Raw genomic sequence first — 11864 nt, forward strand, 5'->3', positions numbered from 1 at the left:
GGGTGCCCGGCGGGCAGCGGCTCCGGGTCGGTCACGTCCAGGGCGGCGCGCAGCCGGCCCGAGGTCAGCTCGGCCAGCAGGGCGTCGGTGTCCACGACCACGCCGCGGGCGGCGTTGACCAGCAGGGCGTCGTCCTTCATCGCGGCCAGGAAGGCGGCGTCGACGAGGCCGATGGTCTGCGGGGTCACCGGCACGATGAGCACCACGACGTCGGCCTCGGGCAGCAGCTGCGGCAGCTCGTCGATGCTCCGCACCCCGTCCCGGGCGGTGCGGGCGACGTACGTGATGTCGACGTCGAAGCCGGCCATCATCCGGCCGATCGTGCGGCCGATGTCGCCGGCGCCCACCATCAGCACCCTGGCGCCGATCAGGGAGTGCTCGGTGCGGAAGTCCCAGCGACCGGCGTCCTGCTCGCGGGTGAAGTGCGGGATGCCCCGCTGCGCGGCCAGCGTGGCGGCGACCGCCCACTCCGCGGTCGAGGGGGTGTGCGCGCCGCGGGCGTTGCACAGGGTGACCCGCTCGGGGAGCCGGCCGACGAACTTCTCCGCCCCCGCGCTCATCAGCTGGACCAGCCGCAGCTGCGGCAGCGCGTCCAGCACCTCGGCGGCGATCTCGCCGCCGCCGCGCGGCACCAGCACCTGGGCCTGCGCCGCCTCCCCGGTGGGCGGCCCCTCGTCGGGGAACCGGTGGGCGCGGACGCGGGGCGAGAGGGCCTCGACCGCCTCGGCGAGGGCCCGGGAGGGGACGAGCACGTGCAGCGTCTCCTCCGGGCCCAGGGGCAGCGTGGTGGCGGTGTCGGGACCGGTGACGTCGGGCACGGGTCCCGACCCTAGGCGGGCCCGCTCGGCGCAGCGCGCCGGGCAACCGCCGTACTGTTGCCGAGGTGGGACGGCGGACGACGGCACCCGGTGCCCGGCGGCTGACGGCACTGCTCCTGGGCGGGCTGCTGCTGGCCGGTTGCGGCGGCGGCTACGAGCCGGCCGGCCCCTTCCGCGACGTGCCGCAGGGGCAGCCCCCGCAGGTCGCACCGCCGCAGGAGAGCAGCCCGATCCCGGCGCCCGGCCGGCCGTCCACCCCGGGCGCCGAGGACGCGCAGGCCGGTGACCCGAACGTGGTCGCCACCGACCTCGTCGTGCCCACCGGCCTGGCGCTGCTGCCGGACGGGACGGCGGTGGTCGGTGAGCGGGACACCGGGCGGCTGCTGCAGGTCTTCCCCGACCGCGCCCAGCCCCGAGAGCTGATGACCGTGCCGAGCGTCGACACCGGCGGGGACGGCGGGCTGCTCGGGCTGGCCCTCTCGCCCACGTTCGCCGAGGACGGGCTGCTCTACGCCTACGTCTCCACCGCGACCGACAACCGGGTGGTGCGCTTCCCGATCGGCGGCACCCCCAACCCGGTGCTGACCGGCATCCCCCGCGGCGAGGTGCACAACGGCGGCGGTCTGCTGTTCGGGCCGGACGGCGTGCTCTACGTGGGCACCGGCGACGTCGGGGACCCTGCGCTGGCGGCCGACCCGGCGTCGCTGGCCGGGAAGGTGCTGGCCGTCGACGTCTTCGGTCAGCCGGTCGGCGCCGACCCGGTCCTGACCCGCGGGCACCGGGACGTCACCGCGCTCTGCCAGGGCGGCGACCAGCTCTACGGGACCGACGACGCGCTGCAGGGGACCGACGAGTTCAACGCACTCGTCGCCGGCGGCGACTACGGGCCCGGCGGCGTCGCACCGGTGCTCGAGGTGCCCGGGGAGGAGGGCGGGCTGGGCGGCTGCGCGGTCACCGGCCCCTACGTCTTCCTCGGGGCGCTCGACGGGAAGCAGGTGCACGTCGTCGAGCTCGACGGGGCACGGGTCCCGGTCGAGGAGCCGACGGCGTTCCTGGACGAGGACTACGGCCGGCTGCGCTCGGTGGCCCTGGACGCCGAGGGCGCGCTGTGGATCACCACCTCCAACCGCGACGGGGTGGGCACGCCGGCCGAGGACGACGACAAGGTGCTGCGGGTGCTCCCGCCGACCTCCTCGGCCGGCTCCCCGCTCTGAGGCCGGGCCGACCGGGCTACCGGGTGAAGCGGTGGACCACGTGGTCGGGTGGGTCGACCGGGTTGTCCGGCACCAGCTCACCGTCGGCGTACCAGTGCGCCCCGGCGCGGCGCAGCGCCCGCCAGGAGGCCTCGTTGCCCAGTGCCACCGGCACCAGGAGGTCGTGCGCCTCGGGGTGGTCGGCGAAGCCGCGGGCGACGGCGGCGGCGATCATCGCTGCGCCCAGCCCCCGGCCGCGGGCCCCCGGTTCGCCGACCAGGTAGTCGATGCTCAGTGCGCCCGCGGGCACCTCGCAGATCGCCGACAGCTCGGCGAGCGACTCCGGTTCGTCGGCGAAGGCGTAGACCTGCACCAGCCCGAACGGCTGCCCGTGGTGGACGCCGAGGTACACCGCCGTCCGGTCGGCGCCGTCGACGCTCGGCCCGTACTGCCGCTCGACCGCGGCGGGGCTCGGGTCGTCGTCCCACCACCGGGCGACCAGTGGCTCGGCCAGCCAGCGGCTGAGCAGCGGGAAGTCCGCCCGCCGCAGCGGGCGCAGCTCGACGGCGGGCAGCCCCACCGCCCCAGGCTAGGAGCCCAGCACCCGCTCCTCCAGCATCCGCTTCACCGTGGGGGCATCGGCCTTGCCGCGGGTGGTCTTCATGACCGCCCCGACGAGCGCACCCAGCGCCTGGACCTTGCCGGCCTTGACCTTGGCGATGACGTCGGGGGCGCCGGCGATCGCGGCCTCGACGGCGGCGACCAGCTCGTCGGACTCCCCCATCACCGCCAGCCCTTGCGCCTTGACGACCTGCGCCGGGCCGCCCTGGCCGGCCAGCACGCCGTCGAGCACCTGGCGGGCCAGCCCGTCGTTGATGGTGCCCGCGTTGACCAGGCCGACCAGCTCGGCCACCTGCGCCGGGGTGATCGCCAGCTCGCCCAGCTCGGTGCCGGCCTCGTTGGCCCGGCGGGCGAGGTCGCCCAGCCACCACTTGCGGGCGTCACCCGGGGTGGCGCCGGCGGCGACGGTCTGCTCGACCAGGCCGAGCGCACCGGCGTTGGCCAGCCAGGTCATCTCCGTGCCGGAGATGCCCCACTCCTGCTGGAGCCGGGCGCGCCGGGCGGCGGGCAGCTCGGGGAGCTCGGCGCGCAGCTTCTCGATCCACTCCGCGTCGGGCGCCAGCGGCACCAGGTCGGGCTCGGGGAAGTACCGGTAGTCGGTCGCCTCCTCCTTGCTGCGCCCGGAGGAGGTGCTGCCGGTGTCCTCGTGGAAGTGCCGGGTCTCCTGCACGATCCGGCCGCCTCCGTCGAGGACGGCGGCCTGCCGGCGCATCTCGAAGCGGACGGCGCGCTCGACCGACCGGAGCGAGTTGACGTTCTTGGTCTCCGTGCGGGTGCCCCACTCCAGGTCGCCGACCGGGTTGAGCGAGATGTTGACGTCGCAGCGCAGGCTGCCCTGCTCCATCCGGACGTCGGAGACGCCGAGTGCCTGGACGATCTCGCGGAGCTCGGTGACGTAGGCGCGGGCGACCTCGGGGGCCAGCCGGCCGGCGCCGGGCACCGGGCGGGTGACGATCTCGACCAGGGGGATGCCGGCCCGGTTGAAGTCGATCAGCGAGTGGTCGGCGCCGTGGATGCGCCCGGTGGCGCCACCGACGTGCAGGTTCTTGCCGGTGTCCTCCTCCAGGTGGACCCGCTCGATCTCCACGCGGTGCGTCGTCCCGTCGACCTCGACGTCCAGGTGGCCGGCGACGCACAGCGGCTCGTCGTACTGGCTGGTCTGGAAGCCCTTGGGGATGTCGGGGTAGAAGTAGTTCTTCCGGGCGAAGCGCGACCAGTTCGCGATCCGGCAGCCCAGGGCCAGGCCGATCTTGATGGTCGCCTCGACCGCGGCGGCGTTGGCCACCGGCAGCGAGCCGGGCATGCCCAGGCACACCGGGCAGGTCTGGGTGTTGGGCTCGGCACCGAAGGTGGTGGCGCAGCCGCAGAACATCTTGGAGGCGGTGCCCAGCTCGACGTGGGTCTCCAGCCCGATGACCGGCTCGTAGCGGGTCAGGACGTCGTCGAACTCGACCAGCCGGTCGGCGGTGCTGGTCATGGCTTCTCCTCCGGGTGGGACGTCGTGGTCGAGCCGGTGGCGGCGCTGCGGGTGGTGAACCAGGCACCGACAGCGGTCAGCACGCCCAGCACGATGAAGACGGCGAAGATCGCCTGGCCGGTGACGGCCCAGAGCACCGCGCCGGCGACGATCACGAAGACGGTCAGCCCCCAGGCGGCCTTCATGGGCCCGTTCACGCGGCACCCGCTGTGGCGCCCAGCTCGTCGAGCAGCCGGTGGCCGCGGGCGGCGTCCTGCGCGGCCTCGAGTGCGGCGGCGACCCGGTAGCAGCGGTCGTCGGCCAGCGCCGGGGCCATCACCTGCAGCCCCACCGGCAGCCCCTCGGACAGCCCGCTGGGCACCGAGATCGCCGGGAGGCCGGCCAGGCTGGCCGGCAGGGTGCACAGGTCGGCGGCGTACATCGAGATCGGGTCGTCGACCCGGGTCCCGATCGGGAAGGCGACGGTCGGGGTGGTGGGGCTGACCAGCACGTCCACGTCGGCGAAGGCGGCGCTGAAGTCGCGGGTGATCAGCGTGCGCACCTTCTGCGCCTGGCCGTAGTAGGCCTCGTAGTAGCCGCTGGAGAGCGCGTAGGTGCCGAGGATGATCCGCCGCTTGACCTCCGGGCCGAAGCCCTGCTCCCGGGTGATCGCCATGACCTCGTCCAGGTCGCGGCTGCCGTCGTCACCGGCCCGCAGGCCGAACCGGACGCCCTCGTAGCGGGCCAGGTTGCTGGAGGCCTCGCTCGGCGCGATCAGGTAGTAGGCGGGCAGCGCCAGGTCGAAGGACGGGCAGGAGACCTCGGTGACCTCCGCGCCCAGCCCGGCCAGCACCTCGATCGCCTCGCGGGTGCGGGCCAGGACGCCGGGCTCGTAGCCCTCGGCGTGACCGTCACCGCCGAGTTCGCGCACGACCCCGACCCGCACGCCGCGCAGGTCGCCGGCCGCACCCTCCCGGGCGGCGTCGGCCAGCCGGGCCAGCGGGGTGTCGATGCTGGTGGAGTCGCGCGGGTCGTGACCGCCGATGACCTCGTGCATCACCGCGGCGTCCAGCACCGTGCGGGCCATCGGCCCTGCCTGGTCCAGGCTGGAGGAGAAGGCGATCAGGCCGTAGCGGGAGACCGAGCCGTAGGTCGGCTTGTGCCCGACCAGCCCGGTGAGCGCGGCCGGCTGCCGGATGGAGCCGCCGGTGTCGGTGCCGATCGACCAGGGCGCGAGGTGCCCGGCGACCGCGGCGCTGGAGCCGCCGGAGGAGCCGCCGGGGATGCGCTCGGCGTCCCAGGGGTTGCGGGTCACCTGGTAGGCGGAGTTCTCGGTGGAGGAGCCCATCGCGAACTCGTCCATGTTGGTCTTGCCCAGCAGCACGGTGCCGGCCTCGGCGAGCCGGGTGGCGACCGTGGCGCTGTACGGCGGGCGCCAGCCCTCGAGGATCTTCGAGCCACTCGTCGTGGGCACGCCCTCGGTGACCACCAGGTCCTTCAGCGCCAGCGGCACGCCGGCCAGCGGGCCGAGCTCGGCGCCGGTGGCGCGGGCCTGGTCGACCGCGGCGGCCGCGGCGAGCGCGGCGTCGTCCTCGACGTGCAGGTAGGCGCCGAGCCGGCCGTCGTCGGCGGCGATCCGGTCCAGGTGCGCGCGGGTCACCTCGACGGCGCTCACCTCACCGGAGCCGAGCAGCCGGGACAGCTCGGCGACGTCGGCGCGGGTCAGGTCACTGCTGGTGCCGGTCACTCGGCGTCCCCCAGGATGCGCGGCACGCGGATGCGGCCGTCCTCGGCGGCGGGCGCACCGGCCAGCACGACGTCGCGGGACAGGCTGGGGGTCACCTCGTCGGGGCGGAGCACGTTGGTCAGCGGGACGGCGTGGGTCATCGGCGGCACGTCGGGCACCGCGGCCTCACCGACCCGGGCGACGGCGGCGAGCACCTGGTCGAGCTGGCCGGCGAACCGGTCGAGCTCCTCGTCGGTGACGGCCAGGCGCGACAGACGCGCCAGGTGTGCGACGTCGGAACGGGAGATGCTGCTCATGCTGCGCTGGGACCCCACTTCGCCGGCCGGACGGGCCCGGCCTCGACTCGCTCCAGGACTCAGCCACTCTACGTGGCGCGACCGGGCCGCCCGACCGCGAGCCGGGTTGGTCCGGGACCCCTCCATGCGGCAGGCTCCCCCTGTCCGCGATCGACGGTGATCGGCTCCGCCTCAGCACGACGTCCGGGGGGATCCGTGTCCTACCTCTTGCGGCTGGTCGTCCCCGACCGGCCCGGCACCTTGGGCGCCGTCGCCACGGCGCTCGGCCAGGCCGGCATCGACATCGTCTCGGTCGACGTCCTGGAGCGCGGCAACGGTGTCGCCGTCGACGACGTCGTCGTGGAGCTCCCCGCCGACCGGGTCGCCGACAGCCTGATCACCGCCGCCACCGCGGTGCCGGGTGTGCAGGTCGAGTCGCTGCGCCCCTTCGCCGGTCCGATGGACACCCACCGGGAGCTGGAGCTGCTCGAGGCGCTGACCCCGGCCGGGGCGGGCACCGCCAAGGTGCTGGCCGCCGAGCTCCCCCGGGTGTTCCGCAGTGGGTGGGCGGTGGTGCTCGCCGGTTCCGCGGACCAGCTCACCGTGCTGGCCGCCTCCGCCGCCGCACCGTCGCTGGACAGCGTCCGCCCCCCGTGGCTGCCGCTGACCACGCCCCTGCTGCTGCCAAGCGACGGCGACTGGGTGCCGCTGCGCTGGCAGGAGATGGCGGTGGAGATGATGGCCGCGCCGCTGGACCCCGAGGGCACCGCGGTGCTGCTCGGCCGGTCCGGCGGGCCGGTGTTCCGCCGGTCGGAGCTGCTGCGGCTGGCCCACCTGACCGGGCTCGCCGCCACGGTCGCCCGGCTGCCCCCGCCGTAGCCCTCCGGCCCGCCGGGGCGACGGTTCAGCTGTCCGCCGGCTCCGCGCCGTCGCCGATGGTGGCGACCTCGCGGGCGGCGTCCGGCCCCTGCTCGAGCAGGACCGTGAAGCCGTCGTCGTCCAGGACCGGCGCCTTCACCGCGACGGCCTTGTCGTACTTGCTGCCGGGATCGGCGCCGACGACGACGAAGCCGGTCTTCTTCGACACCGAGCCGGTGACCTTGCCCCCGCGCTCCTGGATGGCGGCGATCGCCTGGTCCCGGCTGTGGTCGCGCAGCGAGCCGGTGACGACGACGGTGATGCCGGTCAGCGGCCCGGGCCCGGAGTCAGACTCGGGGTCGGCCAGCCGCACCCCCGCGGCCCGCCACTTCTCCACCACGTCGCGGTGCCAGTCGACGGTGAACCAGTCCCGCACCGCCGTGGCGATGGTCGGCCCGACGCCCTCGGCAGCGGCCAGCTCCTCCTCGCTCGCGGCCATCAACCGGTCGACCGAGCGGAACTCCCGGGCGAGCGCCTGGGCCGCCGTGGGGCCGACGTGCCGGATCGACAGCGCCACGAGCACCCGCCACAGCGGGACGTCCTTGCGGGTCTGCAGGTTGGCCAGCAGACGCTTCCCGTTGGCCGAGAGGGTGCCGTCCTTCTTGGTGAAGAAGTCGGTGCGGCACAGCGCGTCCTCGTCGAGGGTGAAGACGTCGCCCTCGTCGGCGAGCAGCCGGCTCTCCAGCAGGGCGGTCGCCGCCTCGTAGCCGAGCACCTCGATGTCGAAGGCGCCGCGGCCGGCGACGTGGAAGACCCGCTCCCGGAGCTGGGCGGGGCAGGAGCGGGCGTTCGGGCAGCGGATGTCTGCGTCGCCCTCCTTCTCCGGCCGCAGCTCGGTGCCGCACTCGGGGCAGTGCGTGGGGAAGACGAACTCCCGCTCGGAGCCGTCGCGGGCCGCGGCCACCGGGCCGAGCACCTCGGGGATGACGTCGCCGGCCTTGCGGATGACGACCGTGTCGCCGATCAGCACGCCCTTGCGCTTGACCTCGCTGGCGTTGTGCAGCGTGGCCAGCTGCACGGTGGACCCGGCGACCTTCACCGGCTCCATGTAGGCGAACGGGGTGACCCGCCCGGTGCGGCCGACGTTGACCCGGATGTCGTGGAGCTTCGTCGTCGCCTCCTCCGGGGGGTACTTGAAGGCGATGGCCCACCGCGGCGCGCGACTGGTCGACCCGAGCCGGCGCTGCAGGGAGACCTGGTCGACCTTGACGACGACGCCGTCGATCTCGTGCTCGACGGCGTGCCGCTGCTCGCGGTACCGCTCGATGTAGGCCCAGACCCCGGTGAGGTCGTCGACCACCTCGTACCGTTCGCTGACCGGCAGCCCCCAGGCGCGCAGCTGCTCGTAGGCCTCGGACTGGCGGGCGGGCTCGAAGCCGCGGCGCGCGCCGATGCCGTGCACGACCATGCTGAGCGGGCGCTTCGCCGTCTCGCGGGCGTCCTTCTGCCGCAGCGAGCCGGCCGCGGCGTTGCGCGGGTTGGCGAACGGCGGCTTGCCCGCCTCCACCAGCCCGGCGTTGACCTCGGCGAAGGCGGCGACCGGGAAGTAGACCTCACCGCGAACCTCCAGGAACTCCGGCACGTCGTCGCCGGTCAGCTGCTGGGGGACGACGGCCAGGGTGCGCACGTTCGCGGTGACGTCCTCCCCCGTCGTCCCGTCGCCGCGGGTGGCCGCACCGATCAGTCGGCCGCGTTCGTACACCAGGTCGATGGCCAGCCCGTCGACCTTCAGCTCGCAGAGGTAGCCGGCGCCGGCGGCACCGTCCCGCTCCGCGCGGGCGGCCCAGGCGGAGAGCTCGTCGGAGGAGAAGGCGTTGTCCAGGCTCTGCATCCGCTCCGGGTGGGCGACCGGGGCGAAGGTGGCGCCGAAGCCGCCGTTGACCTTCTGGCTGGGCGACTCCGGTGTCAGCAGAGCGGGGTGGGCGGCCTCCAACGCCTTGAGCTCGCCCATCAGCTCGTCGTACTGGCCGTCGCTGACCAGCGGGGCGTCCTGCACGTAGTAGGCGAAGGCGTACCGGTCGAGCTCCTCGGACAGGTCGCGGTGCCGGGTGCGGGCCTCGTCGGGCACCTCGGTGACGTCCTCCCGGTCGACGGCCGCCTCGACCGTGGGCTGGTCGGCCAGCTCCACCGTGTCCTGCTCCCCTGCCTCGCTGCTCACGGACGAGACGTTATCCGGCGGCTCCGACGGGAAACGGCAGCGCGCCACCTCGGGCAGCGAGCAGCCTCCTACGCCGCTACAGCGGTAGCCCGACGAGCAGCCTCCTACGCTGCTACAGCGGTAGCCCGATGAGGATCTCGGTGCCGTCGGGGCGGTAGGTGCGCCATCGCCCGTCCGGTGGGCGTTCCACCCGGAAGCCGTGGTGGACCTTGGTGTGGTGCCGTTCGCACAACAACGCTGAGTTCCCCAGCGAGGTCTCGCCGCCGTGCAGCCAGTGGATGAGGTGGTGGACGTCGCACCACCAGGACGGGGCCCCACAGCCGGCGAACACACAGGCCTTGTCCCGCCGCTCGACGGCCTTCCGCAGCCCGGGGGTGACCACCCGGTGGTCCCGGCCGAGCTCGAGGGGCACGCCGTCGGAACCCATCACGATCCGGGAGATGCTGCCGTCACAAGCCAGGTAGCGAGCCCGCGCCGCGGAGATCGTCGCCCCGAAACCCATCCCCGCCGCACCGGCACCCATGGCCGGGTCGACCAGGTCATCGAGGTCGATGCCGACCACAACGTGCGGCTTCACCGTGCGCAGGATCGGCAGCTGACCGCTGGCCAACTGGTTGTCACACAGCTGGACGAGCGCGTCGGCGTTCTGCTGCGCCCGGGTCCGCGCATCACCCTTGGGGCGGTCGGCCTGCACGATCGACTCGATCGCCGCCTGCACCTTCTCCCCACCCACCGCATCCAGGTCGAACCGGCCGGTGATGCTGCCGTCGGCGTGCTTGGCGATCGCGAGCCGGCGACCCTCCGTCGCATCCGGCTCCGGGCCGTCGGGGTCCAGCGCGTCCTCGAATGCCTGCACCGCGGCGACCAGCGACTGGTGCGGCGACTCGGCCGCCACGCGCGCCCACACCTGGTCGAACGCGGCCAGGTCGATGCCCTGCTCGGCGGCCTGCGCCCGCTCCCGCTCCCCCACGGCACCGGCGACCACGTCCACCTGCGCCGCGGTGATCTGCCCGTCGGCGAACCCGGCCGCCAGCGCCGGGAAGTGCTCCAACGCCCGCCCCGACCGCAGGATCCGCGACGCCTCCGCCTGCGACAGCCGCGCGTGCCCGATCAGCCATGACCGCATCGACTTCAACCCGTCGCGCTCCGCCGCCTGCGTGGAGTCCGCGCGCCGGACCGTGCGGGTCAACTCCGCCGACGCACGGTTGACCAGTTGCACCAGGAACGCCGTCCGGTCCAGCACCTGCCCGTCCGTGAGCGAGTGGAGATCGTCCGACGCGAGGGCGTCCAGAGCCGACATCAACTCGCTCACGACACCTCCTACAGCATTCGAACGCTTGTACGAATACTACCGCCGTCGAGGACCCCGAGCAACACTAAGATGCAGGTCAGAGGCCTGTCCACAGATTGCCGTCGCCCCTTGACAGGGTCGGTCCAGCACACCCGCCACCGCCCCGGACGACACCATTGCCTGGTGCACTCGGTGTCGACCGCGCTCTCCAGCCGCTCCTCGACGACCGCCGCGCCACGTCGGCGCAGGCGCGGGATGCCGCCGCCCAGTGGGCGCTCACGGAGACGACGGAGCCCGGTCAGCGAGGTCGGCAGCCTGGGCTCGACCGGGGCGTCACTCCGGCAGCAGGTACTTCGCGGCCTCGCGGACGTGTGCCATCGCCGTCCGGGCGTAGCCCTGACTCGCCCCGGCCAGGCCGCAGGACGGGGTGAGCGTCACCGCGCCGGCCAGCTCCTCGGCCGGAAACCCCAGCTCCCGCCACCAGGCCTGCACGCGGCTGGCGGTCGCCTTCGGCCGGCCCAGGTCGGTGTCGGTGCCGGGGACGACGCCCACGAGCAGGTGGGTGCCCGCCTCGATGGCGGTGCCGACGGCGTCGAGGTCCTGCACCAGGCCCAGGTCGAAGGAGAGCCCCTGCGCCCCGGCGGCCCGGAAGAGGTCGAGCGGAGCGCGCTGGACACAGCAGTGCACCACGACCGGCGCCGACACCTGGCGGACGAGCCCGGCGAGCTGCTCCTCCACGACGTTCGACTCGATCGCCGACAGCTTGCCGAAGCCGCTGACGGTGGGCAGGCCGCCCTGCAGCACGGCGGGCACCGACGGCTCGTCCAGCTGCACCAGGACCGAGGCCCCGGGCACCCGGGCGGAGACGGCCGCGACGTGGGCACCGATCCCCTCGGCGAGGGACTGCGCCAGGTCGCGGCGCGCCCCGGCGTCCACCACGGCCCGGTCGCCACGGCTGCGCTCCAGCCCGGCGGCCAGGGTCCACGGACCGGTCACCTGGATCTTCAACGGCCCCACGTAGCGCTCGGCCACCTCGTAGAGGGCGTCCAGGTCGCGGGCCAGTGCCTCCCGGGCCCGGCGCAGGTCGGCGCCCGGACGGGCGACCAGCCGCCAGCCAGCCGGGGTGAGGTCCACGTAGAGGTCGACCAGCAGTGCGGCCGCGCGACCGATCAGGTCCGACCCGGCGCCGCGGCCGGGCAGCTCGGGCAGGTGCGGGAGGTCCGGCAGCTCGCCGACGACCAGCCGCATCGCCTCGACCGGGTCGGTGCCGGGCAGGGACCCGACCCCGGTGGCCGGCCCCCACACCGGGAGCGCCGACCGCACCTCGCCGTCGGCGCCCGGCTCACTGCTGTCGTCCGGGAAGTGCGTCGCCGAGGTCACGTGCCGA

11 protein-coding genes are annotated in these 11864 nt (G+C 74.4%); 2 read left to right on the forward strand and 9 right to left on the reverse strand.

From position 1 onward, the window contains the following. Positions 1–818: NAD(P)-dependent oxidoreductase (locus G5C62_RS08990; protein WP_206330542.1), on the reverse strand; the 818-nt coding region annotated here is incomplete at its 3' end. Positions 819–883: 65 nt separating this feature from the next. On the opposite strand from G5C62_RS08990, the gene G5C62_RS08995 reads away from it, so the two are divergent. Continuing rightward, entirely contained in the window at positions 884–2032 is a 1149-nt protein-coding gene (locus tag G5C62_RS08995; protein ID WP_052091595.1) for a sorbosone dehydrogenase family protein, read from the forward strand. Positions 2033–2048: 16 nt separating this feature from the next. On the opposite strand, the gene G5C62_RS09000 is transcribed toward G5C62_RS08995, so the two are convergent. Genes G5C62_RS09000 through gatC form a run of 5 tightly spaced genes read right to left on the reverse strand, consistent with a single transcriptional unit; the run spans position 2049 to position 6131 of the window. Continuing rightward, positions 2049–2591 (reverse strand): GNAT family N-acetyltransferase, encoded by a 543-nt coding sequence (locus G5C62_RS09000; protein WP_052091596.1) that lies wholly within the window; start codon positions 2589–2591, stop codon positions 2049–2051. Between the two features lie 9 nt (positions 2592–2600). Further along, positions 2601–4109: an Asp-tRNA(Asn)/Glu-tRNA(Gln) amidotransferase subunit GatB gene (gene gatB, locus G5C62_RS09005; protein WP_164700721.1), complete on the reverse strand. Its 1509-nt coding sequence runs from the start codon at positions 4107–4109 to the stop codon at positions 2601–2603. Next, positions 4106–4306: a hypothetical protein gene (locus G5C62_RS09010; RefSeq protein ID WP_164700722.1), complete on the reverse strand. Its 201-nt coding sequence runs from the start codon at positions 4304–4306 to the stop codon at positions 4106–4108. The genes gatB and G5C62_RS09010 overlap by 4 nt, the downstream gene beginning before the upstream one ends. Then, complete coding sequence (gene gatA / locus G5C62_RS09015; RefSeq protein ID WP_164700723.1) at positions 4303–5835, reverse strand: Asp-tRNA(Asn)/Glu-tRNA(Gln) amidotransferase subunit GatA; 1533 nt, start codon at positions 5833–5835, stop codon at positions 4303–4305. The genes G5C62_RS09010 and gatA overlap by 4 nt, the downstream gene beginning before the upstream one ends. Beyond that, positions 5832–6131 (reverse strand): Asp-tRNA(Asn)/Glu-tRNA(Gln) amidotransferase subunit GatC, encoded by a 300-nt coding sequence (gatC, locus tag G5C62_RS09020; RefSeq protein ID WP_164700724.1) that lies wholly within the window; start codon positions 6129–6131, stop codon positions 5832–5834. Before gatC ends, gatA begins: the two co-directional genes overlap by 4 nt. A 195-nt stretch (positions 6132–6326) precedes the next feature. Here gatC and G5C62_RS09025 point away from each other — a divergent pair, with 195 nt between their 5' ends. Next, on the forward strand, positions 6327–6989 hold the full coding sequence (locus G5C62_RS09025; protein WP_036340050.1) for an ACT domain-containing protein: 663 nt from the start codon (positions 6327–6329) through the stop codon (positions 6987–6989). 25 nt (positions 6990–7014) lie between these two features. Here G5C62_RS09025 and ligA read toward each other — a convergent pair whose 3' ends face one another. From ligA to G5C62_RS09040, 3 genes are all read right to left on the reverse strand, one after another. Next, positions 7015–9186: an NAD-dependent DNA ligase LigA gene (ligA, locus tag G5C62_RS09030; RefSeq protein WP_206330543.1), complete on the reverse strand. Its 2172-nt coding sequence runs from the start codon at positions 9184–9186 to the stop codon at positions 7015–7017. 112 nt (positions 9187–9298) lie between these two features. Continuing rightward, positions 9299–10498 (reverse strand): HNH endonuclease signature motif containing protein, encoded by a 1200-nt coding sequence (locus G5C62_RS09035; RefSeq protein WP_164700725.1) that lies wholly within the window; start codon positions 10496–10498, stop codon positions 9299–9301. A gap of 312 nt (positions 10499–10810) precedes the next feature. Then, positions 10811–11857, reverse strand: a complete 1047-nt coding sequence (locus G5C62_RS09040) for a methionine synthase (RefSeq protein ID WP_206330544.1) — start codon at positions 11855–11857, stop codon at positions 10811–10813. Positions 11858–11864 lie beyond the last annotated feature (7 nt).

Source organism: Modestobacter sp. KNN46-3 (assembly GCF_011039295.1).